Annotated in this window: 25 protein-coding genes; 3 read left to right on the forward strand and 22 right to left on the reverse strand. The window is 41.5% G+C overall.

Annotation, left to right across the window (positions count from 1 at the left end; genetic code table 11):
• Positions 1-114 precede the first annotated feature (114 nt).
• From NQ550_RS15055 to NQ550_RS15080, 7 genes are all read right to left on the reverse strand, one after another.
• On the reverse strand, positions 115-2,040 hold the full coding sequence (locus tag NQ550_RS15055; protein WP_025580555.1) for a protein kinase domain-containing protein: 1,926 nt from the start codon (positions 2,038-2,040) through the stop codon (positions 115-117).
• Positions 2,041-2,272: 232 nt separating this feature from the next.
• Positions 2,273-3,217: a MetQ/NlpA family ABC transporter substrate-binding protein gene (locus tag NQ550_RS15060; protein WP_025580557.1), complete on the reverse strand. Its 945-nt coding sequence runs from the start codon at positions 3,215-3,217 to the stop codon at positions 2,273-2,275.
• Positions 3,218-3,288: 71 nt separating this feature from the next.
• Entirely contained in the window at positions 3,289-3,948 is a 660-nt protein-coding gene (locus tag NQ550_RS15065) for a methionine ABC transporter permease (protein WP_008707324.1), read from the reverse strand.
• Entirely contained in the window at positions 3,935-4,990 is a 1,056-nt protein-coding gene (locus NQ550_RS15070) for a methionine ABC transporter ATP-binding protein (RefSeq protein WP_025580559.1), read from the reverse strand. Before NQ550_RS15070 ends, NQ550_RS15065 begins: the two co-directional genes overlap by 14 nt.
• A 531-nt stretch (positions 4,991-5,521) precedes the next feature.
• Positions 5,522-5,689 carry a hypothetical protein gene (locus tag NQ550_RS22930; RefSeq protein ID WP_416386866.1) on the reverse strand — a complete coding sequence of 56 codons (168 nt, stop codon included), beginning with the start codon at positions 5,687-5,689 and terminating at the stop codon, positions 5,522-5,524.
• Positions 5,690-5,749: 60 nt separating this feature from the next.
• Positions 5,750-6,010: a cyclic nucleotide-binding domain-containing protein gene (locus NQ550_RS15075; protein ID WP_008707319.1), complete on the reverse strand. Its 261-nt coding sequence runs from the start codon at positions 6,008-6,010 to the stop codon at positions 5,750-5,752.
• Positions 6,011-6,015: 5 nt separating this feature from the next.
• Positions 6,016-6,192 carry a hypothetical protein gene (locus NQ550_RS15080; RefSeq protein ID WP_008707318.1) on the reverse strand — a complete coding sequence of 59 codons (177 nt, stop codon included), beginning with the start codon at positions 6,190-6,192 and terminating at the stop codon, positions 6,016-6,018.
• Between the two features lie 463 nt (positions 6,193-6,655).
• Here NQ550_RS15080 and NQ550_RS15085 point away from each other — a divergent pair, with 463 nt between their 5' ends.
• On the forward strand, positions 6,656-7,363 hold the full coding sequence (locus NQ550_RS15085) for a hypothetical protein (RefSeq protein WP_019162467.1): 708 nt from the start codon (positions 6,656-6,658) through the stop codon (positions 7,361-7,363).
• A 567-nt stretch (positions 7,364-7,930) separates the two neighbouring features.
• On the opposite strand, the gene NQ550_RS15090 is transcribed toward NQ550_RS15085, so the two are convergent.
• Complete coding sequence (locus NQ550_RS15090) at positions 7,931-11,695, reverse strand: phosphoribosylformylglycinamidine synthase (protein ID WP_025580562.1); 3,765 nt, start codon at positions 11,693-11,695, stop codon at positions 7,931-7,933.
• A gap of 258 nt (positions 11,696-11,953) precedes the next feature.
• On the opposite strand from NQ550_RS15090, the gene NQ550_RS15095 reads away from it, so the two are divergent.
• Complete coding sequence (locus NQ550_RS15095) at positions 11,954-12,832, forward strand: LysR family transcriptional regulator (protein WP_008707308.1); 879 nt, start codon at positions 11,954-11,956, stop codon at positions 12,830-12,832.
• Positions 12,833-12,908: 76 nt separating this feature from the next.
• Here the strand turns inward: NQ550_RS15095 and NQ550_RS15100 are convergent, their stop codons facing one another.
• The 3 genes from NQ550_RS15100 to NQ550_RS15110 form a co-directional block, all read right to left on the reverse strand.
• Positions 12,909-13,739, reverse strand: coding sequence for an Mrp/NBP35 family ATP-binding protein (locus NQ550_RS15100; protein ID WP_008707307.1), 831 nt, complete (start codon positions 13,737-13,739; stop codon positions 12,909-12,911).
• A gap of 300 nt (positions 13,740-14,039) precedes the next feature.
• Positions 14,040-14,387, reverse strand: a complete 348-nt coding sequence (locus NQ550_RS15105; RefSeq protein ID WP_008707305.1) for a metal-sensing transcriptional repressor — start codon at positions 14,385-14,387, stop codon at positions 14,040-14,042.
• Positions 14,388-14,517: 130 nt separating this feature from the next.
• Complete coding sequence (locus tag NQ550_RS15110) at positions 14,518-14,745, reverse strand: hypothetical protein (RefSeq protein WP_019162473.1); 228 nt, start codon at positions 14,743-14,745, stop codon at positions 14,518-14,520.
• A 352-nt stretch (positions 14,746-15,097) separates the two neighbouring features.
• Here NQ550_RS15110 and NQ550_RS15115 point away from each other — a divergent pair, with 352 nt between their 5' ends.
• Positions 15,098-15,670 (forward strand): xanthine phosphoribosyltransferase, encoded by a 573-nt coding sequence (locus tag NQ550_RS15115; RefSeq protein WP_022380651.1) that lies wholly within the window; start codon positions 15,098-15,100, stop codon positions 15,668-15,670.
• A gap of 46 nt (positions 15,671-15,716) precedes the next feature.
• On the opposite strand, the gene NQ550_RS15120 is transcribed toward NQ550_RS15115, so the two are convergent.
• The 11 genes from NQ550_RS15120 to rpmJ form a co-directional block, all read right to left on the reverse strand.
• Positions 15,717-17,249 carry a substrate-binding domain-containing protein gene (locus NQ550_RS15120; RefSeq protein ID WP_025579609.1) on the reverse strand — a complete coding sequence of 511 codons (1,533 nt, stop codon included), beginning with the start codon at positions 17,247-17,249 and terminating at the stop codon, positions 15,717-15,719.
• Between the two features lie 25 nt (positions 17,250-17,274).
• Entirely contained in the window at positions 17,275-17,916 is a 642-nt protein-coding gene (locus tag NQ550_RS15125; protein WP_025579611.1) for a hypothetical protein, read from the reverse strand.
• A 2-nt stretch (positions 17,917-17,918) separates the two neighbouring features.
• Positions 17,919-18,641, reverse strand: a complete 723-nt coding sequence (locus NQ550_RS15130) for a type 1 glutamine amidotransferase (RefSeq protein ID WP_025579613.1) — start codon at positions 18,639-18,641, stop codon at positions 17,919-17,921.
• On the reverse strand, positions 18,641-19,975 hold the full coding sequence (locus NQ550_RS15135) for a MurT ligase domain-containing protein (RefSeq protein ID WP_008707292.1): 1,335 nt from the start codon (positions 19,973-19,975) through the stop codon (positions 18,641-18,643). The genes NQ550_RS15130 and NQ550_RS15135 overlap by 1 nt, the downstream gene beginning before the upstream one ends.
• A gap of 330 nt (positions 19,976-20,305) precedes the next feature.
• Positions 20,306-21,193: a phosphatidylinositol-specific phospholipase C/glycerophosphodiester phosphodiesterase family protein gene (locus tag NQ550_RS15140; RefSeq protein WP_025579615.1), complete on the reverse strand. Its 888-nt coding sequence runs from the start codon at positions 21,191-21,193 to the stop codon at positions 20,306-20,308.
• Positions 21,194-21,476: 283 nt separating this feature from the next.
• The gene (locus NQ550_RS15145; RefSeq protein WP_008707287.1) at positions 21,477-22,013 is read right to left on the reverse strand and encodes a bL17 family ribosomal protein; all 537 of its coding nucleotides are present in this window, start codon (positions 22,011-22,013) and stop codon (positions 21,477-21,479) included.
• Positions 22,014-22,151: 138 nt separating this feature from the next.
• Complete coding sequence (locus NQ550_RS15150) at positions 22,152-23,111, reverse strand: DNA-directed RNA polymerase subunit alpha (protein ID WP_008707285.1); 960 nt, start codon at positions 23,109-23,111, stop codon at positions 22,152-22,154.
• A 146-nt stretch (positions 23,112-23,257) separates the two neighbouring features.
• Positions 23,258-23,851 carry a 30S ribosomal protein S4 gene (rpsD, locus tag NQ550_RS15155; RefSeq protein WP_025579617.1) on the reverse strand — a complete coding sequence of 198 codons (594 nt, stop codon included), beginning with the start codon at positions 23,849-23,851 and terminating at the stop codon, positions 23,258-23,260.
• 31 nt (positions 23,852-23,882) lie between these two features.
• Positions 23,883-24,278: a 30S ribosomal protein S11 gene (gene rpsK, locus NQ550_RS15160; RefSeq protein WP_008707283.1), complete on the reverse strand. Its 396-nt coding sequence runs from the start codon at positions 24,276-24,278 to the stop codon at positions 23,883-23,885.
• 162 nt (positions 24,279-24,440) lie between these two features.
• Positions 24,441-24,809, reverse strand: a complete 369-nt coding sequence (gene rpsM, locus NQ550_RS15165) for a 30S ribosomal protein S13 (protein WP_008707282.1) — start codon at positions 24,807-24,809, stop codon at positions 24,441-24,443.
• A gap of 321 nt (positions 24,810-25,130) precedes the next feature.
• The gene (gene rpmJ, locus NQ550_RS15170; protein ID WP_003497809.1) at positions 25,131-25,244 is read right to left on the reverse strand and encodes a 50S ribosomal protein L36; all 114 of its coding nucleotides are present in this window, start codon (positions 25,242-25,244) and stop codon (positions 25,131-25,133) included.
• Positions 25,245-25,309: the final 65 nt, after the last annotated feature.

A 25,309-nucleotide genomic window follows, 5' to 3' on the forward strand; every position in this document is an offset into this window, starting at 1 on the left:
TTGATCTTTACCACTATCCGTTATCTGATGACTGATCCATAATTTAAAAGCAGATATGATACTGTTAAGTGTACCATATCTGCCCATTTTAGAGCGGGACAATTTTGTCCCTTTTTATGTATAAATTTCAAAATCAGGGGAAGAATCTATCTTCATGATTTTTTCTTTTTGTCCCTCTGTACAGTGTACCTCTGTTAGTCCCGAATGTCCAAACAGCGGTTCAAAATTTTCAATATCTGCATTGGAAATATCTATTACCTGCAGATTCTTTGCTCCTGTGACAGGAGACAGATCTTTCACCAGGCTGAAACTCACTGACAGGAAATTTAATGAAGGAAACTGTTCGATTCCTTCCAACGAGGAAATCTGTGTTGTGAATGCAAGTGTCTCCAGCTGTGTCATCCCTTTCAATGGTTTCAGATTCTCCAGTATGGTACTATCCCCCCACATGAACAGCGCCTTTAAGGTACTCATCTGCGAAAGAGTTTCGGCAGCCGCCTCATTTACATCACACATGCACAGAGTATCCAGTTTCTTCATCTCTGCCAATGGCTCAAATATATTGTTTTCTACTTCCACATTACTCATATCCAGGTAATCCAGGCTCAGATTTTTCAGAAAGTCTATATCTGTCAGATTCATCCCCTGTATATTTAATCTTAAAATGCCTGTGCATTCTCCAATCACTGACAGATTCTCTGCCGGATTCTCCATAATACAGAGGGTATCCAGATCTATCAGATTCAAAAGCACAGAGAAATCTGTGATCATATTCTTGCTCAGATAAAGTTTTTTCAAAGGCAACTCTTTTAACCCGGAAATATCTTCGATTTTCTGGTTACACAGCGCAAGTTCCTCCAGATTTACCATTTGTGCCAGATCCGAAAGATCTGTAATATTTCCGCGCACAGATCCGAAGCTGCTGTCCTTTCCATCCACATGGTGGCCTTCACCCCAGAATGTGTCCTCATCATCAAGAATTTCTTTTCCGACAATGCGGAGTTTCCTTACATCCTCCAGCATAGAGGCAGTTATTTTGTCTGTCTTTGAAAGCCCCAGTTCCTTGCGCACGGCTTCTTCTATCAGTTCTTCTCTGAAGGTTATCTCTGCCTGTATCTGTTCTTCTGCCGCACTCTGTTCTGCCGTTTCAATCCTTTTGTTTTCAATCACTGTGCCATCCGGGGAAAAAATTGCCAGTATATAACCTGCTGCAATCAGTCCAAAGACTGCGCCTGCTTTTTTATAAACCTTTTTTCTATTGTTCGCCTGACATTTCTCAACTGCTCTCCTTAATTGCGCAGCATCTCCATATCTTTTATCAGGCTCAAAAGAGCAGGCCTTCTCTATTATCTTTTTCATTCTCCGGCTCACTGCACACTCAGAAAGCTGATTCTTTTCATAGCTCTCTGAAACCATATACAGCATTGTCTGCCCGATTGCATACACATCTGTACGCTGGTCTGTCTGTGTATAGCCATACTGCTCTGGCGCCGCAGTTCCTCTGGTACCCACCACAAAAGTATCACGCGACCCATCTTTTTTATAACTGCGCATAGTACCGAAATCAATGAATACCACCTCACCACCAGGTGTGACCACTATATTCTCCGGTTTTATATCCCGGTGTATCATAGGCTCATCCGGATTCTGAAACTGCTCTGCTGTCTGGCATATCTTCCTGCTGATCCTGCAGATTTCCGCTTCTGATATGCCACCTTTTTGCAAAACCATCTGAGCCAGAGACATTCCCTCTATATATTCCCTTACCAGATACACTTCGCCATTTTCTTCAAATATCCTGTATGTCTTTGGAATCCCGGACAATTTCCTGTCCGCCATTTTTTCCATGATTTCCATTTCATTGCGCAGAAACTCTGCCTGCCTGTTACGCCCCCATTTAAGCACGCACAGGATTCCGGTAACTGTCTCTTTCACCAGGAAAGTGGATGAATCTTCACTTTCCTTCAGACATTCATATACAGTCCAGTGTTCTTGCATGTCTTCTGGCAAATAATCGTTCCATATCTTGTTCTCTTTCATACAATCTCTCCTGCTTTGGTATAACCGACCGCCGACAATCAAAAATTGGTCACATTTTTTCGCATCGCCATGATAATTTTATATCAGTTTCCCGATAAATCGGATTGTCTGTCGTTTTTTATAGAATTACTATAGATTGTATCAGAAAACTCATGGAAATCCTATATGTTTTTGCACAAAAAAGATTCCCTTCCCAGTTTTACCTGAAAAAGGAATCTCCTGTTATCTTTACTTATTCAGCGTCTTCTGCTGTGTCAGCTGTATCTGCATTTTCTTCTGCTGTGTCAGCTGTATCTGCATTTTCTGCATCTTTGCTGTCTGCATCATCTACATCTTCTGTATCTGCTTCTTCTGCATCTGAGCTTTCTTCAAAAGGAATTACTGCACCATCATATTTCTCATTGATAAAATCTTTAATCTCATCAGATTTCAGTACATCTACAAGTGCCTGAATCTTTTCGCTGTCTTCATTGCCTTCTTTTACTGCGATTACGTTTACATATGTCTTTGCTGCTTCAGAATCAGATTTCTCATATGCAAGTGCATCTTTTCCAACTGAGAAGCCTGCTTCCAGAGCATAGTTTCCGTTTAATACTACGTAAGCTGTCTCGCCTGTTACACGTGCAACCTGTGCAGCTTCCAGTTCTACGATTTCTACATTATGAGGATTCTCTTCGATATCCTTAACTGTTGCATTTAATCCGGCGCCATCTTTCAGTGTGATGATTCCGTTGTCCTGGAGAAGAAGAAGTGCTCTTGCTTCATTTGTTGTATCATTTGGTACTGCGATAGAATCTCCATCTTCCAGGTCATCCAGGCTGTCTTTTGTTCCCGGATAAATTCCGAATGGCTCATAATGAATACCACCTGCATTTACAAGGTGTGTACCTTTCTCTTCATTAAACTGATCCAGATATGGGATATGCTGGAAGTAGTTCGCATCGAATTCTCCGCTCTCAACTACCTCGTTTGGTCTTACATAGTCATCAAATACGGTAACTTCAAGGTCATATCCTTCTTTCTCAAGAATTGGCTTTGCTTCTTCAAGGATTTCTGCGTGGGGTGTTGCAGACGCTGCAACTGTGATTGTCTTGTCATCATCCTTTGCGTAAACTCCTGTGCTTAAAGTTCCTGCTACTAATACTCCTGTTAAAACTGCTGCCACTAATTTTTTCATAATAATTGTCCTCCTGAATTTTATATTTTAACTTTTTTCATAACCATTTTATAATCAACGATTTCTTAAAACTACTTTCTTCTGTCAATCTTATTTGCGATCATCATTCCCACTGACTGGAAAATCTGTACCAGCACCACCAGCAGGATAACTGTGACGATCATGATATCTGACTGATATCTGTAATATCCATAGCGGATGGCGATATCACCAAGTCCGCCTCCTCCTACTGCACCGGACATGGCCGAATAGCCAAGAATCGTTCCAATCGCAATAGTCGCTCCTGTGATCAGTGAAGTTCTTGCTTCTACCAGAAGAACCTTCACGATGATTCTTATATTACTAGCACCCATAGCTCTGGCTGCCTCGATCACACCTGCATCTACCTCTTTAATAGACGATTCCACCATTCGTGCGATAAAAGGAATGGCAGCCACTACCAGAGGAACTACCGTTGCTGTTGATCCATAGCTCTTTCCCACCACTGCTCTGGTAAAAGGAATCAGCAGGATCAGTAAGATCAGAAACGGAATACTTCTCACAATATTTGCAATTGCATCCAGTATCTTATACAACACTGCATTTGGTTTCAGTCCCTCTTTATCAGACACTGCCAGCAGCACTCCCATAGGAAGTCCGAACAGGTATCCCAGAACTGTGGAAAGAACTGTCATGTAAAGTGTTTCTCCCACACCCTGGACAATCATCATTATTGTTTCATGATCCCACATATTCTGTCACCTCCCCGATTGCTAAACCTTTTTCTTTCAGATACTGCTTCATCATTTCTGTCCTGGTGCTGCCTTCCATGAACTCCAGTATCATCTCTCCCTTGGCTACACCACCTACATTCTTGGTATCTGCCTTCAGGATATTTACCGGTTCTCCGAAGGTAAGGATCAGATTTGCGATCACAGGCTCAAAAGCTGAATTCTCTGAAAATACAATTCGTATTTTCTCACCGCTTTTGATCTCTGCCTGTCCTTTTTCCCTGCCTGCATCCAGTCTGCTGTCTGCGTCGATATCAGAGCCTGTATCCTTTCGGATCAGTTCTTTGGCAACCTCTGACTGAGGATTTGCAAAAATATCTGCAACCAGTCCCTTCTCAACCACTTCACCCTCATACATGATCGCCACATGTGTACAGATTTCACGCACAACCGACATCTGATGAGTAATGATCACTATGGTGATTCCAAACTGTCTGTTAATCTTTTTCAGCAATTCCAGAATGGAAGAAGTAGTCTGCGGATCCAGTGCACTGGTAGCCTCATCACAAAGTAAGATTTTCGGATCCGATGCAAGTGCTCTTGCAATGGCAACCCTCTGCTTCTGACCACCGGAAAGCTGTGCAGGATAAGCATTCTGTCTGTCCCCCAGACCAACGATCTCCAAAAGCTCTGCTGCCCTCTTTCTGGCCTCTGCCTTCTTCTTTCCTTTTATATAAAGGGGAAAACAGACATTATCGATCACTGACTTCTGCATCAGCAGATTGAAATGCTGGAAGATCATACCAATCTCTTCCCTCTGTTTTCTCAATTCCTTCTCTGTCAAATCTCCAAGAGCCTTCCCATCTATCAGAACCTGTCCCTCTGTAGGAACCTCCAGAAAATTCATACATCGTACCAATGTACTCTTACCTGCCCCCGACATACCGATAATCCCATATATATCACCGGAATCGATATTCAGGTTCACATCCTTCAAAGCCTCGACCACGCCATCTTTCGTGTCAAAAGACTTCCGGACCTTCTCAATCACAATCCCAGACATCTCATTCTCCCTCTCTCTTATTCCCCGCTCCGTTGAGCATGAACATACTATACCACTACACTTCCAAATATGCCAATTCATAATATCTAGCACCAGTTATAGTTTAAAACTATATTTTTATCGCTTTACCACATCAAATTCTATATCTCCTGGATTTATTCAGAAAGAAAAACAGCAGGAGAAAGGTCATATTCCTTTCATCCTACTGCTTTGAAAACGTAATATTCATTAAATTCCATCATCCACATCCGGTTCTTTGGGATTTGCACTTTTGCATCCATTACAGGTCATCCTCTGCTATATTCATTTTGACTTGGATAATCCATCTGAGAATAATTTGTCGTTTTGTCCCATGTAACATGAACCTGAGTCAAGCGGATATTCGCAATCCGGATCCAGAATACGCACTTACCATTTTTACTCTTCCAGGTATTTTTTGCGCAGCATTTACAGTTACTGACATTACCATACAAAACAGTATCAAAAAACACCTGTCAAAATCGCTGAGAACTTTTTCTTCCTCTTAGCTCCTTATCTTTTAATTTTTTTCACAGATGAGAACGCACTGTAAACTTTCTTTCCTTTCACTGTCTGATATGCGCGGATTTTATACTGATAAGTAGTATTCTTTTTTAATCCCTTATCTGTAAAAGAAGTGGATCTTGTGTCACTGACTTTTTTCCATGTCTTTCCAGTCAGTTTGTATACTTCATAACCAGATGCACCTTTTGTCTTGGCCCAGGTTACTTTCCAGCTCTGTCAAGCCCCATCATATTTTTCCAGCCCCGGATAGGTTTCCAGGAAATATTCATATCTCTGTACCGGATTACAGGTAAGAATCATTTTTCTGTATTCATATTCCCTCATAGATGCCACACTCTGCATTCGATTACAGACCAGAGCAATTTCTATATTCTCCATAGCCAGCTTTCGAAGAACATCCGCTGATATCCTTACAATTTCACAATCCGTTATCAACTCCACTGTCAGGAAAGAGGTTATCTGCTTGTCCAAATTCATGATCCCTACCAAAGCTTTACCTTCTCGTTCTCTTTCATCAGCAAAGTTTTTGCTTTCAACTTACAGATTTCCGAGTTCTCCGCCAACACCTCCAGCACAGCTTCCGATTTTATTCCTATCACATTATGAAAAAAATCTTTCAGTTTTTCCTCTTCATTTTCCCTTTTTCTTTCATCACTCATACTTTTTCCTTTTTACACTCTCAAAATCACCAGACAAAACCATCTTGCTTAAAGTTACTGTTTATCCTGTTCTTTTGCAAACAAGATTTTCTCTAATTATATCTTATTGTCTGACAAATAGCAATTTCACCGCTTGATTCAAATCAAGTAATCAAAAATATTTTTCCCAAACATACCCTTCACAATTTTTACTGCTACACAAAAATAGCTATAAGACTTCATTTTTGAAATCCTATAGCTTTGCTATTGATAATACGTTGTATTTGTAATCATCAATTATTTTCCAGTAACCATTGGAACACGACTAATAAACCGAACAATACTTGTGTCTTTATTCTTTATCATATTCAAAAATAACCGAAATCCTACTCATTTCTAAAACATATTTCGATAAGTCAAAATTACAATTTTCACACTTTAATTGATATAATATTCAACAACTAAACAAGGAGGCCATTTAACCATGAATAATGTAAAAATTCTATGTATCGCAGGCAGTATCGTACTCGGTAGTATATTGCTATCCGGACAAGCTTTTGGCAAAGCCCCCTCAGATCTAATCACCCTTTCCGCCCCTAAGGAGCCTGAGGGGCAACATGTATCTTATGATATAGATGGTTCCGGCTCTTATTATGACAGTGAGTCAGATACAACTTACTATTTTGTCAAGGGGATTGTCACTTCTTATTCTAATCATACAAAAACCTTTTCACTGACTTCCGACGTCGGTGAAACTTATGAGTTACCGGCAGATACGGATATTAATATAACCGACTATCTCAACACAGAAGCACATATATGGTACTCAGAAGACTCTCAAAAAAACTTAAAATTACTTGTGTTCTCTCCTCAAATTTTTTGGGAACATATTAATGAGCTGGAATCAGATGAGCAAATTCCGGATGGTGCCACAGAAATTGATGGGACTCTTTCAAAATATATCTCTTTCTGGTTAACAGAAGATAAAATAGATGTTACTCTCTTATTTGTTGAGGACAACGATGGAAACACTCATATATATGCAGAGGATAACACATGCAATAATTGTAATAGTTCTGTTTTTGGCAAAACAATCGGCGACTATATCAAGTTATATGAAGATATGCATTTAAATTCTCAAGTATATGATGATTTTAATGTTGCATATCTTATATCAGAAGCATCGTCTTGACTTACCCAAATGTCTGGTTGAGAACCTGATGTTTTTTACATCAAACATATCATATATTTTAAATGCCGCAGCCAATATTTTCAAAGGCTGCGGCATTTTTGACTTAATTTTTCTTTCAAACATGTTGCTTCTTCTTTTGACTGCTGCAAATATGTTTATGTCACAAATTCAAAATATCTTTTGCTTTTTCTCTGTCTCTGATAATCATCCCATGGGCAGCTAACTTATCCAATTGCTCATCAAAAGTCAATGGCTTTTTCAAATCCATAAAATCACTCCTTAACGTAAAAAAGCTGAGCACAAGTCTCAGCTTGGTCCCCAATGCCAAAAAGGCTTCGGGCAACTCTGTTACATATAGTATATTCAAAAAGCCACGAAATTGCAATAGTTTTTATTATTTTCATCATCAAAAAAGGGCGCTGCCCAACCAGGCGAATACGCAAAGTTAATACACTCCTCCACACCACAATCCCGGCGCTGCCCTTAAAAGAAGCGCAAGGGTGGAGTCCAGAGGAGGGACAGCGCTTTCTGTCCTTCCTCTGGGAACCTTCCGTCTGGAAAAATATTTTATCTAAAATATTCCACACCAGACTCAAAGATCTTAATATCCTGCTCTCCATAGATATTAATAGCAACTCCGTCCCCGCGACGTTCGCTATGTGCCATCTTACCAAGGATACGTCCATCCGGGCTGGTAATACCTTCAATGTTCATATAAGAGCCATTGACATTCCATTCTTCATCAACGCTGAGCTGTCCATCCGGAGTTACATACTGAGTTGCAACCTGTCCGTTTGCAAACAGCTTCTGCAGCCATTCTTCATTTGCAACGAAGCGTCCTTCACCATGTGAAGCCGGGTTACAGTATACACCGCCAAGCTGTGCTTTCTGCAGCCAAGGAGATTTATTACTAACAACCTTAGTATAAACCATCTTGGAGATATGGCGTCCGATAGTATTAAATGTCAGTGTAGGAGAATCTGCTTTCTGTCCGCAGATTTCGCCGTAAGGTACAAGACCAAGCTTGATCAGAGCCTGGAATCCGTTACAGATACCAAGTGCCAGACCGTCTCTTTCATTGATCAGCTTCATAACAGCTTCTTTGATCTTCGCATTCTGGAATGCAGTTGCAAAGAATTTCGCGGAACCATCCGGTTCGTCACCTGCGGAGAATCCGCCCGGGAACATGATGATCTGTGCCTGATCGATCGCTTTCTCAAAAAGCTCTACAGAGTCATGGATATCTTCAGCAGTCAGGTTCTTGAATACTTTTACATCCACCTCTGCACCTGCACGCTCGAATGCACGTGTGCTGTCATACTCGCAGTTTGTTCCAGGGAATACTGGAATAAATACACGAGGTTTTGCAACTTTGTTCTTGCATACATAGATGCTGTCTGCACGATAAAGCTTCTCATCTCTGGCAGCTGCCTCTTTATCATTCTCAGAAGAAACTGTCTTAAATACTTTTTCCAGAGTACCTTTCCATGCATTTTCAGCTTCGTCTACAGTGATCACTGTATTTCCATAGGAGAAGTTACCGTCAGCAGTTACTTCACCGATCACTGTATAAGTGATGGAAAGCTCACCAACCTTACCATCCGGAACTTCCAGGATAATATCACCAAATCCAGGTGCAAAGAAATCTCTCGGGTCAAGGTTATGCTCGATCTTCACGCCCATGCCATTACCAAATGCCATCTTTGCAACTGCAGCTGCAATACCATGGCGGTCAAGTGCATAAGCAGAAACAACTTTGCCATCCTGCATATCTTTATGAAGTTTTTCATACTGATCCATGATTCCTGCATAATCCGGCAGATCATACTGATCCTTCGGTGCGCGAAGCCATACCAGTTTGTTTCCTGCTTTCTTTAATTCCGGTGTGATCACATCCTGGATCTTCGCAACGTCAACAGCGAAAGATACCAGTGTCGGAGGTACATCAATATCATTGAATGTACCGGACATACTGTCCTTACCACCGATGGATGGAAGTCCAAATCCCATCTGTGCTGCATAAGCACCGAGAAGTGCTGCGAAAGGCTGGCTCCATCTCTTAGGATCTTCTGTCATACGACGGAAGTATTCCTGGAATGTGAAACGGATTTTCTTATAGTCACCACCTGTAGCCACGATTCTTGCAACGGACTCTGTCACTGCATAAGCAGCTCCGTGATATGGGCTCCAGGAGGATAAATACGGATCAAAGCCATAGCTCATCATGGTTACAGTATCTGTTTTACCATTCTGTACCGGAACCTTTGCTACCATGGACTGAGTCTCTGTAAGCTGATATTTACCACCATATGGCATAAATACGCTGCCTGCTCCGATAGAACCGTCGAACATTTCCACAAGTCCTTTCTGAGAGCATACATTTAAGTCTGCCAGAGTTTCCATCCATTTAGCTTTTACATCAGCTACATCCGGGCGCTCTTCAAAGAGATTGCCTTCTTTGTTCGGGATTTCTACTTCTACAGTTGTTTCCTGATGTGCACCGTTGGTATCCAGGAATGCACGGGAAATATTTACAATTTCTTTTCCTCTCCATACAAGTACCAGACGAGGATCCTCTGTTACAACTGCAACAGGAATTGCCTCCAGGTTCTCTTCATTTGCATAGCCAAGGAAAGTATCTACATCTTTCGGGTCAACTACTACAGCCATACGTTCCTGAGATTCGGAAATTGCAATCTCAGTTCCGTCAAGACCTGCATATTTCTTCGGAACCTTGTCAAGGTCTACTCTAAGACCTGCTGCCAGCTCACCGATAGCAACGGAAACACCGCCTGCACCAAAGTCATTACATTTCTTGATAATATGGCTGACTTCTTCACGGCGGAACATACGCTGGATCTTACGCTCAGTAGGTGCATTACCCTTCTGAACCTCAGCACCGCACACTTCGATGGAAGCCTCTGTATGAACCTTGGAAGAACCGGTAGCACCACCGATACCGTCACGTCCTGTACGTCCTCCAAGTAAGATAATGATATCTCCCGGATCAGAATTCTCACGGATAACCGCACGTCTGGGAGCAGCACCCATAACAGCACCGATTTCCATACGTTTTGCCACATAATTTGGATGATAAACTTCTTTTACATAGCCTGTTGCAAGACCGATCTGGTTTCCATAGGAGCTGTAGCCATGAGCTGCGCTTCTTACCAGTTTCTTCTGCGGAAGTTTACCCTTGAGAGTTTCTTTTACAGAAACAGTAGGATCTGCCGCACCTGTTACACGCATTGCCTGATATACATAGGTACGTCCTGAAAGCGGGTCACGGATTGCACCGCCAAGGCAGGTAGCTGCACCACCGAATGGCTCGATCTCAGTAGGATGGTTATGTGTCTCATTCTTGAAGTTGATCAGCCATTCCTCTTCTTTACCGTCTACGTCTACAGGAACTACAATACTGCAGGCATTGATCTCATCAGATTCTTCCTGATCAGCAAGCTTTCCTTCTGCTTTCAGTTTCTTCATAGCCATCAGAGCCAGGTCCATCAGGCAGACAAATTTGTCCTTACGACCTTTGTAAAGTTCTTCTCTGTCAGCAAGATATTTCTTGTAAGTATCTACGATCGGTGCTTTGTAATCACCTTCGTCAAATTTTACATCTGTCAGTTCTGTGGAGAAGGTTGTGTGACGGCAATGATCAGACCAGTATGTATCAAGTACACGGATTTCTGTCATGGACGGGTCACGTTTCTCTTCTTCTTTGAAATAATGCTGGATATGCTGGAAATCCTTGAATGTCATTGCAAGATTTAAAGAATCATAAAGTTCCTTTAATTCTGCTTCCGGCATTTCCTTAAATCCGTCAAAAATCTTAACATCTTCCGGTTCCGGGAAAACAGTTACCAGTGTTTCCGGTTTCTGCAGACCTGTCTCACGGGAATCTACAGGGTTGATGCAGTGATGCTTGATAGCATCAAATTCTTCATCTGTAATAGTTCCTTCAATTACATAAGTAGTTGCGGAACGAATGATAGGCTGTGCATTCTCATCCAGGAACTGTACACACTGAACAGCAGAATCTGCTCTCTGGTCAAACTGTCCCGGTAAAAATTCTACAGAGAAGATGCGGGAGCCTTCTGCTGCCTCAAAATTCTCCAGATATAAATCATCTACAGGTGGCTCTGCAAAAACAGTTTTGCATGCTTTATCAAAAACTTCATCAGAAATATTTTCTACATCATAGCGGATCAGCACACGTACTGCTGTTACGGATTTTATTCCAAGATAGCTGCTGACCTCATGTTTTAATTCCTTTGCCTGTACAGCGAAGGCCGGTTTCTTTTCTACATAGACACGTCTTACGTTACTCATAGAAACTCCTTTCTTATGTATGCATTGTTTTAAAAATGCTTGACTATTGCTTCTTTTATAGTATCATAGGAAATATCATTAGTAAAATTAATATATCTTATATTTTTTATTAATACAATTAATTAATCACCGTTCACACTCCACTGTCGACGAGATATTGGGGAATGAATATGCCAAAATCCCGAGACATACAATCTAAAGTTCCATTGCTGTCGACAATTTGTATCATCACATTATTTTATGAAAGGATTTATTTCTATGGATATTAATCTTGAACTATACAAAGTATTCTACTATGTTGCCACCACCCTCAGCTTCTCAGAGGCCTCCCGCCAGCTTTTTATCTCCCAGTCAGCAGTCAGCCAGTCCATTAAAACTCTGGAAAAGAAGCTAAATCATCCTCTTTTTATCCGCAGTACCAAGAAAGTATTGTTAACTCCTGAAGGCGAACTTCTGCTCCAGCATGTAAAACCGGCTCTCCAGCTTCTGGACGAGGGAGAATCTCTCCTGTCAGGAGACAATCTGCTGAAAGGCCAGCTGCGTATTGCTGCCAGCGATACGATCTGCCGGTATTTTCTCATTGATTATCTTCAGAAATTCCATCAAACCTACCCGGATGTCCGTATCAAAGTCACAAACAGTACCTCCATCGGCTGTGCAGAGCTTCTGGAAAAGGGTCAGGCAGATCTTATTGTATGCAACTGTCCCAATTCCAGGCTTGGCAGTCATTTTCAGACACGTGTGCTAAAAGAATTCCACGATGTATTCGTTGCCAATACGGATTACTTTCCTGTACACACTGTTCAGACCGAACTGCAAGAGCTTCTGAACTATCCGATCCTGATGCTTTCCCCCAAAAGTACCACCAGTGAATATCTGCGGGAGGCATTCACAGCCCATAATCTCAAGCTTCTTCCTGAAGTAGAGTTAAACAGTAATGACCTGCTTCTGGATCTGGCACGGATCGGACTGGGGATTGCCTGTGTTCCTGATTATATGTTAAAAGAAAATGATCAGCTGACACCGCTCATGTTAAAAGAGCCTCTTCCCGGACGTCAGCTTATACTTGCCCAGCATGACAGTCTTACTGTCTCTCAGGCTGCTGAACGCTTTATTGAAATGTTTACTTCCATATAATAAAAGAAGTCCTCACTCAGTACTGAAACAACAATTTTTATAATCGCGTTTCTTACTGAATGAGAACTTCTTTTTCTTATTTCGGCATTACAGCCAGTGCATCAGTAATATACTGATTATCGATTGCTGCAAAGAATCCGCCGTCTGCCTTGGTTGCATAATCCATATCAATCGGCATTTTTCCAAGTACAGGAACCTTCAGCTCTGCTGCGATCTCATCAATATGGCTCTCACCGAAGACTTTGATCTCTTTTCCGCAGTCCGGACATTTCACATAGCTGTAGTTCTCTACGATTCCAAGTACCGGTATCTTCATCATCTCAGCCATATTAAAGGCTTTCTTAACGATCATCTTAACCAGATCCTGAGGTGATGTTACGATCACGATTCCTTCGATCGGCAGAGACTGGAATGCTGTAAGCGGAACATCACCTGTTCCAGGAGGCATATCCACAAACAGATAGTCTACGTCGCCCCAGATAACATCTGTCCAGAACTGTTTTACCATATTTGCAAGAACCGGACCTCTCCAGATTACAGGAGTATCCTCTGTAGGAAGCAGAAGGTTGATGGACATTACCTTGATCCCGTTTTTTGTGATCATCGGGTAGATACCTTCATCATTTGCCATTGCTGCACCCTTTAATCCATACATTTTCGGGATGGACGGTCCTGTGATATCCGCATCCAGGATACCGACTTTGTATCCCTGTGCTGCCATCATGTTTGCCAGAGAGCCTGTTACGAAGGATTTACCAACTCCACCCTTTCCGCTGACAACCCCGATCACATGTTTTACATTTGACTGAGCATTCATTTCTGCCTGAAAGCTCTGCTGTTTCTTGCTGCTTGAACAACCTTCGCAGCTTGCTTTGTCGCATGAAGTGTTGTTACATTCTTTTGCCATAATTAATCTTCTCCTTTATATTTACGCACTGCTGTACTGACAAAATATTGTTACTGTTCACTCCGTTCACAGTAACGTAGCCAAAATTCATTCCAGATTGCCTACGGCAATGGAATTTTGGCTTGTATGTCTCGGGATTTTGGCATATTCATGCCAAAACACCTCGCGGGATAGTTGTGTGTGAACAATAACAAAATATTCTCTATTGCCAGTGTGGAGCGTGTCTGAAAAATCATTCCCACAAATTGTGACGCACATCTTGCGTAAAGCATTTTTCAAACAAGCTCCAGAGTACGCATATTACTTTACAAATCTGTCAATTGCTACCTCAAGTTCTTTAATTGCCTCTTTATCACCATGTTCCACTGCATCTACGATACAGTGTTCGATATGATCCTGCAGAATGATCTTACCTGTATTATTGATAGCAGATTTCACTGCTGAAAGCTGTATCAGAACTTCCGCACAGTCTCTTCCGTCCTCTATCATACGTTTGATAGATTCCATATGTCCGATTGCTCTGGACATACGATTCAGCACTGCCTTTGTATGTGCATGACTGTGATGATGCCCATGCTCCCCATGAGAATGTTCAACTACCGTCCCATCCTCCAGTACATGCGTATGTGTCTTTTGTTCCTCGGCCATAACATTCCCCTTTCTCTTTCAGAATATCCGATTCTTTACCGCTTATCTGTCCTTATATCCTCACACGCTGTCTGTGGCTTTCCTGCTTACAGCACTTCCGTACAGCGTAAATGATATTATACCACATTTGTCAAATTTCTGTAAAGGAGCAACGCTGTTTTATTTGTGAAGTCGTAATATCAAAAATAATGGTTCCATCCTCCAGGACAGTTTTCTCATAGGAAACTTCTTTTCCTTTGAATTTATTTCTGATATATTCTTCCGGATCCTCAAGTTCCAGCTCTTCCACAAAAACATCACGCATCTGATTCCGCGGACATTTATTAAAAATTTCCCATATCAGTTCATATTCTTTCATATTCCATCTCCAGTCCGTAAGACGGATATTCACAATCCGTTTCACTATTTAGCCCTCTTCGGCTGATTTACGGCAATCTGCACAGATTGTCCTGCGGTTTTTCCCAACCAGTCTGAGACTATTATAATTATTTTTAGATTTTTTGTCAAAAATAATTGCATGAAGACGAATTATAGCGTATCATAGTTTATAATTATCAAAACAGCAATGTTACTGTTCATTTTGCAGCCTGATGTTTTTTTGAATTCTGCATATTCACAGTAACTGTAACTATTCAGTACTTTCGGGAAGCAGTGTACCGGATAGTTACCGACAGCTACAAACTAATTACATATATAAAGGAGAGAAATCTATGAAGCTTTTAAAAGACCGAATTCTTAAGGATGGAGTTGTAAAACCGGGAAATATTTTAAAAGTAGACAGTTTCTTAAATCATCAGATGGATATTACCCTCATCAATGAAATCGGCAAAGAATTCAAACGCCGCTTCTCCGACTGTCCAATCACTAAAATCCTTACAATTGAAGCATCCGGTATCGGTATCGCCTGTATTGCTGCACAGTACTTTGATGTACCTGTAGTTTTTGCCAAGAAAGCACAGAGCGTGAATCTGGATGGAGAAATGTATACAACTAAAGTAGAATCTTTCACTCATAAGAAAGTATATGATGTGATCCTTTCCAGGAAGTTTCTCGGACCTGAAGATCATGTACTTTTGATTGATGATTTCCTTGCTAACGGATGTGCACTTCTCGGCCTGATCGATATTGTTAAGAAGTCAGGGGCAACTCTTGAAGGAGCCGGTATTGTTATTGAGAAAGGCTTCCAGCATGGCGGTCAGGAGATCCGCGATATGGGAATACGTCTTGAATCTCTTGCCATTGTTGATTCCATGACAGACGATTCCTTAACCTTCAGAGATTAACTATAAAAGGATGGGAAAACCCATCCTTTTTTGTTCTATGAATTCTTTATTTTTTCTGATCTGATGTTTTCTCCACTTTTGAGTTATCTTCGGAATCATAGATCAGATTTTCTCTCGTTTCACCTTCTGATTTATCTTCTGTTTCGGGAGTTGGTGTCACTTCTTTTGAATCTTCCTCTGAGGCTGTCTTTAATGTCACTTTCGGCACAGGTGTTGCCTCTGGCGCAGGTGTCACCTCCGGTGTCGGTGTGGGATCAGGAGCGATCTCATCTTCCGTATAAGTTCCGTTATCCACAAGAATCTGATAATTATCCTTGTCGATCATCTGTGCTCCACATGTAAAAGTTCCCACAATCTTTACTCCGTTATCATACTGTGAATAATCTTTTACGTCAACTTTCTCTCCTGTCAGATAGTCAATGGCCATCTGTGCTCCGCCCTTAGCCAGTTCCTTACGGTCCATAAACATGGTAAATGACATTTTACCTGCTGCAATATCCTTTACTGCCTGTGCCTCACTGCCATATCCTGTGATCATCGGCCATTCATCACTTCCCGGTTCCAGACCACTGTCACTTAAAATTTCCTCTGCAGCATAAGCAAATCCGTCATATGCAGTACAGATAATATCCGGAGCCTTCTCCTCTGCATAAAACTCACTTATAATCGAATCAAGTTTTGTCTTTGCAGATGTCTCGCTCCATCTCATGATTCCTGTATCATCAAATGACGTATTTCCGGATTTACATACAAGTGTTCCATCATCCAGATATTCCTGAAGCCCTTCCTGGATTCCATTACACAGAAACAGTGCAGCATTGTCATCCGGAGATCCCATGAGAAATTCTATTGTATAAGACTTCTTATCCTCTCTGGCTTTATCCAGATCCATTTTTTTGATAATTTCTTTGGCAATATCCTTTCCTATTGCTCTGGTATCATAAGTTGCATAATAATTGATATCCGCAGTATCCCGGATCAGACTGTCATAAGAAATAACCGGTATTTCCTGCTCATTGGCAGTTTTCAGGATATCCGTCAGGCCATAGGGATCTACCGGATCAATGATCAGGGCAGAAACCTGCTCATCAATAAATTCCTGAATCTGGGAAATCTGAAGCGCAGGATCGCCGCCGGCATTCTTCACATCTGCCTCATATCCTCCATCTTCAATCTGCGAAGTCATCTCTTCGCTGTCAATTTTTGCATCCTCATCGTCATCAGAAAGAAGCACACCTATCTTTCCGGCAGAAGCTTCCGTTACCTCAGCATCTTCCTCTGATTCATCATCTGAATCTTTTCCTGAAGAATCTCCGTCTTCTTCCTCCTTCACTGATGTCTCTTTATTGTCTTCGTCTGATTTTGCACTGTCTCCTGCCTTGCTGCTGTCATCGGCATCAGAAGCATTTTTATTTTCTGCCTCTACTTTTTCACCTTCCTCAGTTACTTCGCCTACGCCCTCTTCTTCTACCTGGGCGCTTTCATTTGCTGCTTCTTTTGCCTCATTCTTCCCGCAGGCAGACAGGAACATGGAGGATACCATTATTCCAAGCAGAATAGCTGTTGCTCTTCTTTTCATAATACGATCCTTTCTGATATCATATTTATTTATCAATTCCCTTATAATCTTTTGCAATGTTCTTCAGATAATCCCGATAGGCAACGGCTGCTTTCTTTGGTTTCAGAATATGTACATTTCTTCCCATAGAAGTCAACCATCCAAAAAATGCCTTATCAACCACAACCTCAACAGTTACAATAAAATTATCCTCCCCCTTTATTTTGCAGAAAATCTCCGAGCCAAAGGTACGCTGGATTTTTTTCTTTGTAGAATTCTGACATACAAGCCTGATTTCTTTTATATTCTCTCCTGTTTGGGAGGGTGTCGGAGCACTGATCTTTGCAGGTGCTTCAGATTCTTTTCCAATCTGTTCCTGCACATTTTCAGATTTCTCTCCTGTTTCGCCATCTGGCTGATGTATTATCGTATTATCCGCTTCTGTTTTATCTGAAGCAGATTTTTCCTCATAATATCCGCCTTCCCGTCCTCTTCTGTAATGTATATCCATTCCAAAATCACGCAGGGTTTCCATATCATCATAAATACTCTTTCGCTCAGCTCGAATCCCCTGTTCTTCCAGTTTTGCCAGAATCTCCTGCATGGTGACAGGCTTTTGGCTGGTTGTCTCAGACAGCATTTTCTGCAGATACAGTATTTTTCCTTTTTGATTACATGATTTCGCCATAATTATCCTCTTACAAATCTGTGGTATATATAGTCATTTGCTTCTTTTTCCTGACTGTCATCTAACGATGTAAGTTCTGTTTCTTTTCCATACTTTCTTTCCAGCGCATGTTGAATGAGCCAGTCTGCAAGCTGCGGATTCTTCGGAAGTAACGGTCCATGCAGATAAGTCCCTATCACATTCTTATATACTACGCCTTCATAGCCTGACTTACCGTCATTTCCTGCACCGTAAAGTACTTTTCCCAGTGGTTTGTTATTATTAATGCAGGTTCTTCCTCCATGATTCTCAAATCCAACGATCGGCATATCAAACAGCTCACTCTGCAGAACGATATTCTGGATCAGACGGCCTTCGCCCTGCTCTGTATACAAGTCTACCAGGTCCAGTCCTTTCATGTTTCCCTGATCTGTTTTGTAATACTTCCCAAGTAACTGATAGCCACCGCAGATTGCAATGACAACGCCGTTATCTTCCACATAAGCCTTAAAATCCGGTTGGATTTTCTGTAGCTTCTCACATACGATCATCTGTTCTCTGTCCGAACCGCCACCCAGAAGTACGATATCAAGCTTCGAGAAATCTATTTTATCATCCAGCTCAAACGGTATGGTCTCAGCCTCAATCCCACGCCACTGGCATCTCTTCATCAGACACTGGATATTACCTCTGTCACCGTAAAGATTCAGAAGATCCGGATATAAATGTCCTATTGTAATTTTCATTATTTCTCGCCCTCCAGTCTCTTCAGAATATTTCTGGTACTGAATAATGCTGTATAGTTTACCAGCACATACAGATTCCCCACTCCGTCCTCTACTCTGTCGCGGATTGCTTTCTCAACATCGCCCTCGAGGACAGACGGGATATCCACATATTTCAGCCGCAGACGCATATCCTGACAGCGGATACCGCTTACAGTAATAGATTTCACTGAATCATTTCCGAGAAGATCAAAGTCAACATCCCAGAGCCAGGAAATATCTGTTCCATCCTGAGCATTATCATTGATCGCAATAATGATGTCCTTCGGTGCCTGATCCTGCATCACTGCGGAAATATTCTGATTAAATCCCGCCGGATTCTTGGCAAGATTTAAGGTTACTCCTGTTCCCTTAATGCGAAACTGCTCCATACGTCCGTTTTCCGGATTAAATCTGCGGAGCATATCCCCGAAATGCTCTCCCGCAAATCCCGCAGTCCTCACTCCCGCATAAGCTGCCAGTATATTATACACATTATAAAATCCCTTATAATTTGCTACAATGTGTTTTCCTTCTACACAAAAGCTGAGCTGGTCGCCTACCTTTACATCCTCCGCATCAAAATCCGGCTTCGGTCTTGCAAATCCGCATTTTGGACAATAATAATCTCCCAGCTGGCTGTAATGATAGAAACGATATTCCAGTTTTTCACCGCATCGCTTACAGAAACGTCCTTCCCTGATTTCATTTGCCGCAGATTTGATCACCGGTTTACTGATACCATAAGTTACATATGGATTCCCGGAATCCATGGCAAGATATGCGGATAATGCATCATCACCGTTTACAATAATCTGCATCTTCGGAACCTTGCGCATCATTTCTTCCAGAATGTTCATAGTGATATCAATCTCTCCGTATCTGTCAAGCTGGTCGCGGAAAAGATTTGTCAGAAGCATATAGTCCGGTTTGATTCTCGGAAAAATATGTCTGGTGGATGCTTCATCGGCCTCAATGCATGCATAGTCCGCATCAATTTTACCATTCCATTTCGAAGCCAGCACAAATGCGGCAACAACTCCATTGAGCATATTGGAACCTGTATGGTTACAGATTACTTTCTGTCCTTCCGCTTCCAGTGCCGCACAGAGCATATTGTTGGTAGTTGTCTTTCCATTTGTACCGCAGGTTGCAAAAATAGCCTTTCGTACCTGTGAGGAAAGCTGTTCCAGAATGTCCGGACAGATCTTAATCGCCACTTTTCCTGCCCAGGTCACACCCTGTCTTCCCATTTTCTTACATACGTATCCTACAAATTTTGCTGCACAGACAGCAATCATTACTCTTATTTTCATTGTGTATGATAATTTCCTTTATAAATATAATCTTTGTTATTGCCGCTTATTTGTTTCAACTCACAGTCGGTAATTTCACAGAGTCTGACGTGTCAACAACATACTGACTGTGGTTTGCCTCATGTCAGTGGGAGATACCGATTTCTCTCCGCCCGCCACTGCCGTTCATTTTCTTATTTGCAATTCATCTACCACCTATAGAGGAGGGAGAATTCTTGCTATATCCTGTTAAAATTCTTTTTGCTCCTGATATCTTTACCCTTATTCATTCCGGAACAGCTATAGCTATAATAATCCTCTATGATCATTTCATAATGCCGGCAGAACAACTCAGTTAAACATAGTATCCTGCAGATAGTCTGAGCATACACCTGCCGCACCCTCTTGCATATAATATTGTGCTTCCTTCAGGTCATTCACAGTATAAATATATAACCTGATTCCTTTTTTGTCAAAAATCTTCTGCACATCCTCTGACCAGTATTTATAGTAGACTGTAGCTGCCTGAATATTCTTTTCTCTGCAAAATGCCGCAATTTCAGTCAGTTCTTTAATAGAGTATTCCTGCCATAAAGAATAAATATATCCAGGAAAATCATACAGCAGTGCTGTTCCGGCAAACATTGCCTGATTATAGATTTCCGGTATGATCTGTCCCATCACATCCGGAACACCTGCCGCTTCTGCAAGTTCGATATAATCAGCATAGTCCTCCACCGTCTTCTGATAATTACGGACAGAATACTGCTTGGAATCCAGCATCACAAAAGTATCCGGATAATCGCTCAGCAGCACCAGCAGATCTTCAAATGTTATAGGAGTATATTTTCCATAAATGGGCCGGGATAAGAATTCCTCTGAGGACAGAACTTTCTTTTCATCGCCTTCCCATTGTCCAAGAGACTGATACCAGCTATGGCGGCACACCCATACATTGTCAGATGTCTTCACAAGATCAACTTCAAACAACCTGCACCCCATCTGATAGCCTGCCAGAAAACTCTCTTTTGAATTCAGATAGGTTTTATCACCAATCCCTCCCAGTGCATGTGCGATCGTTTTATAATTTTCCCACTTAAATTCAGGTGTGGTGGCAGATATGGAATAAGCATCATTTCCCCACAGAAACAGTGTAACAGCCAGTAATTCCACCAACAACAAAAACATCCTGATGAAATAACCAAATCCTGATCGTTTCTTTTTCGTATTCTGCCTCAATTTTTCAATCTCCTGCCGGTCATTTGTATTCCTCGCTTATCTTTTGCTCTCGTATTTTGTAACATTCCAATGTCTTATTTAACACTTCTTCATCAATATGGTTTTTATATACTCTACGATTTTACGCTATCTGGCTCAAATAATCAAGGGTAATAAACGGTTATGTTACAAGGAAGTGATTTCCTATAGCATAACAAAAAAACTGCATATATACGGCATGAACACCATACATATGCAGTCTTATCATCGTCTGGACAAATATAAAATCGAAAATCTGGCTGGATTATACTAATTCGATCAGTACTTCCATTGCAGCATCGCCTTTACGCGGTCCGATCTTAACGATTCTTGTGTAACCACCGTTACGGTCAGCGTATTTTGGAGCGATCTCATCGAACATCTTAGCAACCATATCTACGTCTTTAGTGTTTTTCTTTCTTCCGGCACCCTTTGCAGGTACTTCTTTAACCGGGTAGAAAACTTTCATCATCTGACGACGAGCGTGAAGTCTGGAAGGAGCATCTTTCTTGATCTCTTTCTGTACTTCATCGTATACAGTTTTCTTCTTTCCGTCAACAACTTCTTTTACTCTCTTGCCTTCAGCATCTTTACGAGCAACTTTAGCAGTTACAGTAACAGTTTCGAAGTTATCTTTTTCACGAACAGCCATAGCTACAAGGCCTTCTGCGATTTTACGGATTTCTTTTGCTTTAGCTTCTGTAGTAACAATTTTTCCATGATATAAAAGGCTTGTTACCTGGCTTCTCAGTAATGCTTTTCTCTGGTCAGATGTTCTGCTTAATTTTCTATATTTTGCCATTTAATTTTCCTCCATCTGTGGGACAGCCGGGCACGCTTGTTCGGTCTTACTGTCCGACTGCTTAGGCATCCCCACCGTATAATATCTCTTTGCTAACTGGTTATTGTTCCCTTAGAGAACCAATAACCTGATCAATTCTTACTCTTCTGCAGGCTGAAGCTGTAAGCCCAGCTCTTTCAGTTTCGCAAGAACTTCTTCTAATGATTTACGTCCAAGGTTACGAACCTTCATCATATCATCAGAAGTCTTGTTACATAATTCTTCAACTGTATTAATGCCGGCTCTCTTCAAGCAGTTATAGGAACGAACAGATAACTCAAGTTCATCAATGCTCATTTCCAGGACTTTTTCTTTCTCATTGTCTTCTTTCTCGATCATAACCTCAGCGGTCTTTGCATTCTCGGAAAGGTCAATGAAAAGGCTCAAGTGCTCGCTTAATACTTTTGCTGCAAGGCTTACCGCCTCATCCGGATCAAGTGTACCGTTTGTATACACATCCAGTGTCAGCTTATCATAATCGGTTACCTGACCAACACGTGTATTCTCTACAGTCATGTTGACTCTGTCTACCGGTGTATAGATAGCATCAACTGCAAGTACACCGATCGGCATATCATCAGATTTACCTTTATCAGCACTGATATATCCGCGGCCTTTTGTAATAGTAAGCTCCATAGCAAGTCTGCAGTCCTTGCCACCGTTTAAAGTAGCAATCACCTGATCCGGATTCATGATCTCGATATCCTGATCAGCCTGGATATCAGCTGCAGTTACAACACCTTTTCCTTCACATTCGATGTATGCGGTTTTCGGCTCATTGTCTGTGCTGTGGTTCTTAATAGCAAGGCTCTTCAGATTCATGATAATATCGCTCACGTCTTCTTTTACGCCCGGAATGGAGCTGAATTCGTGAAGCACACCATCAATTTTAACCTGGCTTACAGCTGCACCCGGCAGGGAAGACAGCATAATTCTTCTTAAAGAATTTCCAAGTGTAGTTCCATATCCTCTTTCCAGAGGCTCAACTACGAATCTGCCAAATTTTTTATCTTCAGATAATTCGGTAATCTCGATCTTAGGTTTATTAAAATCAAACACTATAGGGTTCCCTCCTTCTGGGTTAATAAAAGTTTGAGGGGTATTCATTCAAATACTACAATTCAGCGGAAGATAATAATCAACCACTGAATCGTATAAATAATAGAAATATTACCAGGTAATTTTCTATAATATAATCCTATGGATTATTTGGAGTACAACTCGACGATAAGCATCTCGTTTACAGGAACATCGATTGCTTCTCTGTTAGGAAGTTCTTTTACAGTTCCTTTTAAGTTCTCCTGATCTACATCGATCCATTCCGGAACAAGACGTCCGCCAGTTACTTCAAGGATACCTTTGTATCTTTCAGAACCTTTGGATTTTTCTCTGATCTCGATCTGATCACCGGCTTTTACAAGGTAGGAAGGAATGTTTACACATTTTCCGTTTACAAGTACATGCTTGTGGTCAACAATCTGACGAGCTTCTTTTCTTGTTCTTGCAAATCCCATACGGAATACTACATTGTCAAGTCTGCTCTCAAGAAGGATCATAAGGTTTGCACCAGTCTGTCCAGGCATTCTGTCAGCTTTGTCGTAGTAGTTGTGGAAAGGTTTTTCCAGAACTCCGTAGATGAATTTTGCTTTCTGTTTTTCTCTTAACTGTAAACCATACTCAGACACTTTACGATTTGCACGTTTTAACTGTCTTGTGGATTTTTTATCAATTCCTAAATAAATCGGATCCAGGCCAAGGGATCTGCATCTTTTCAGAACAGGCACTCTATTTACTGCCATTTCTCAAATACCTCCTAATATTCTAAATCAATTAGACTCTTCTGCGTTTTGGTGGGCGGCAACCGTTGTGTGGTACCGGAGTTACGTCGCGGATGCTTGTTACTTCCAGTCCGCAAGCCTGAAGGGCACGGATTGCAGCTTCACGTCCAGAACCTGGTCCTTTTACCATAACATCTACAGTTTTTAAACCATGAATAAGTGCAGCTTTTGTTGCAGTCTCAGCTGCCATCTGTGCTGCATAAGGAGTAGATTTTCTTGAACCTCTAAATCCAAGACCACCAGCACTTGCCCATGAAAGAGCGTTTCCTTCATTGTCAGTCAGAGTAACAATTGTATTGTTGAAAGAAGACTGAATATGTGCCTGTCCGTGTTCAACGTTTTTCTTGACACGACGTTTTGCAGTCGCTTTTTTAGTCACTTTAGCCATTTTAAAACTAACCTACACTTTCCTATTTATCAATCAAATATATGTTACAAGAAACACCATGTCCACTAAATTCATTTCCTCGCTTCGCTTGTCATTCATCAAGTGTCCATGCAAGCTTCCTCATAAGATCAGCTTACGCTTATCAGATGTTTAAAGCTTTATTTATTTCTTCTTATTAGCTACTGTTCTCTTAGGACCTTTACGTGTTCTGGCGTTGGTCTTAGTCTTCTGACCACGAACCGGAAGTCCTTTACGATGACGGATACCTCTGTAGCATCCGATTTCCTGCAGTCTCTTAATGTTGAGGGCGATTTCTCTACGAAGGTCACCTTCTACTGTCATTGTTTCATCAATAACTGCGCTGAGTCTCTTTACTTCGTCATCAGTCAGATCTCTGACACGTGTGTCAGGATTAACCTCTGCCTTTGCAAGGATTTTGTCTGCGCTTGGTCTACCAATACCATAAATGTAGGTAAGACCGATTTCAATACGTTTTTCTCTTGGTAAGTCTACACCAGCTATACGAGCCATGTACTGTTTCCTCCATCTTCTACTTTGAAAGTCCTTAATGCCTGTACATCACTTACCCTCGCGAATTCTCTCACTCAAGTAAGGTGAAATGGGATGTATCGGACACATCACTTCCTTATTTCTCAGTTCCTAATTGGGGTGCCTCGGTAAAACACCCAGCTGCAATTGGCGAAAAGCAGCCTTTCCGAATTACTGCGGCCAACGGGCCAACGTTGCCTCTCGGTATTAGGCAATACATGCTAAAACTATCTTAACAGTCTGAACAACCCTTCCGGGCGTCTCACACTGCAGCCGCACGTTATACAAACTTTAAACCGTCAATCAACCCTGACGCTGTTTGTGTTTTGGATTCTCACAGATTACTCTGATAGATCCTTTTCTTTTAATGATCTTGCATTTTTCGCAGATCGGCTTTACAGATGATCTTACTTTCACTGGAAATCCTCCTTCCGTAAATTCATTAAAATCTGCAGTTTTTTGAGCGCACAAATACATACTAC

Origin of the sequence: Blautia wexlerae DSM 19850, from assembly GCF_025148125.1 — a bacterium.
Taxonomy (GTDB): Bacteria; Bacillota; Clostridia; order Lachnospirales; family Lachnospiraceae; genus Blautia_A; species Blautia_A wexlerae.

What these genes read in the sequence shown, in the direction of transcription:
- NQ550_RS15055 (WP_025580555.1), bottom strand. Translation starts at nt 2,040, where the DNA reads ATGAAAGAGAACAAGATATGGAACGATTATTTGCCAGAAGACATGCAA.
- NQ550_RS15060 (WP_025580557.1), bottom strand. Translation starts at nt 3,217, where the DNA reads ATGAAAAAATTAGTGGCAGCAGTTTTAACAGGAGTATTAGTAGCAGGA.
- NQ550_RS15065 (WP_008707324.1), bottom strand. Translation starts at nt 3,948, where the DNA reads ATGTGGGATCATGAAACAATAATGATGATTGTCCAGGGTGTGGGAGAA.
- NQ550_RS15070 (WP_025580559.1), bottom strand. Translation starts at nt 4,990, where the DNA reads ATGTCTGGGATTGTGATTGAGAAGGTCCGGAAGTCTTTTGACACGAAA.
- NQ550_RS15075 (WP_008707319.1), bottom strand. Translation starts at nt 6,010, where the DNA reads ATGAATTTGGACAAGCAGATAACCTCTTTCCTGACAGTGGAGTTGATA.
- NQ550_RS15080 (WP_008707318.1), bottom strand. Translation starts at nt 6,192, where the DNA reads ATGAGTGATGAAAGAAAAAGGGAAAATGAAGAGGAAAAACTGAAAGAT.
- NQ550_RS15085 (WP_019162467.1), top strand. Translation starts at nt 6,656, where the DNA reads ATGAATAATGTAAAAATTCTATGTATCGCAGGCAGTATCGTACTCGGT.
- NQ550_RS15090 (WP_025580562.1), bottom strand. Translation starts at nt 11,695, where the DNA reads ATGAGTAACGTAAGACGTGTCTATGTAGAAAAGAAACCGGCCTTCGCT.
- NQ550_RS15095 (WP_008707308.1), top strand. Translation starts at nt 11,954, where the DNA reads ATGGATATTAATCTTGAACTATACAAAGTATTCTACTATGTTGCCACC.
- NQ550_RS15100 (WP_008707307.1), bottom strand. Translation starts at nt 13,739, where the DNA reads ATGGCAAAAGAATGTAACAACACTTCATGCGACAAAGCAAGCTGCGAA.
- NQ550_RS15105 (WP_008707305.1), bottom strand. Translation starts at nt 14,387, where the DNA reads ATGGCCGAGGAACAAAAGACACATACGCATGTACTGGAGGATGGGACG.
- NQ550_RS15110 (WP_019162473.1), bottom strand. Translation starts at nt 14,745, where the DNA reads ATGAAAGAATATGAACTGATATGGGAAATTTTTAATAAATGTCCGCGG.
- NQ550_RS15115 (WP_022380651.1), top strand. Translation starts at nt 15,098, where the DNA reads ATGAAGCTTTTAAAAGACCGAATTCTTAAGGATGGAGTTGTAAAACCG.
- NQ550_RS15120 (WP_025579609.1), bottom strand. Translation starts at nt 17,249, where the DNA reads ATGAAAAGAAGAGCAACAGCTATTCTGCTTGGAATAATGGTATCCTCC.
- NQ550_RS15125 (WP_025579611.1), bottom strand. Translation starts at nt 17,916, where the DNA reads ATGGCGAAATCATGTAATCAAAAAGGAAAAATACTGTATCTGCAGAAA.
- NQ550_RS15130 (WP_025579613.1), bottom strand. Translation starts at nt 18,641, where the DNA reads ATGAAAATTACAATAGGACATTTATATCCGGATCTTCTGAATCTTTAC.
- NQ550_RS15135 (WP_008707292.1), bottom strand. Translation starts at nt 19,975, where the DNA reads ATGAAAATAAGAGTAATGATTGCTGTCTGTGCAGCAAAATTTGTAGGA.
- NQ550_RS15145 (WP_008707287.1), bottom strand. Translation starts at nt 22,013, where the DNA reads ATGGCAAAATATAGAAAATTAAGCAGAACATCTGACCAGAGAAAAGCA.
- rpsD (WP_025579617.1), bottom strand. Translation starts at nt 23,851, where the DNA reads ATGGCAGTAAATAGAGTGCCTGTTCTGAAAAGATGCAGATCCCTTGGC.
- rpsK (WP_008707283.1), bottom strand. Translation starts at nt 24,278, where the DNA reads ATGGCTAAAGTGACTAAAAAAGCGACTGCAAAACGTCGTGTCAAGAAA.
- rpsM (WP_008707282.1), bottom strand. Translation starts at nt 24,809, where the DNA reads ATGGCTCGTATAGCTGGTGTAGACTTACCAAGAGAAAAACGTATTGAA.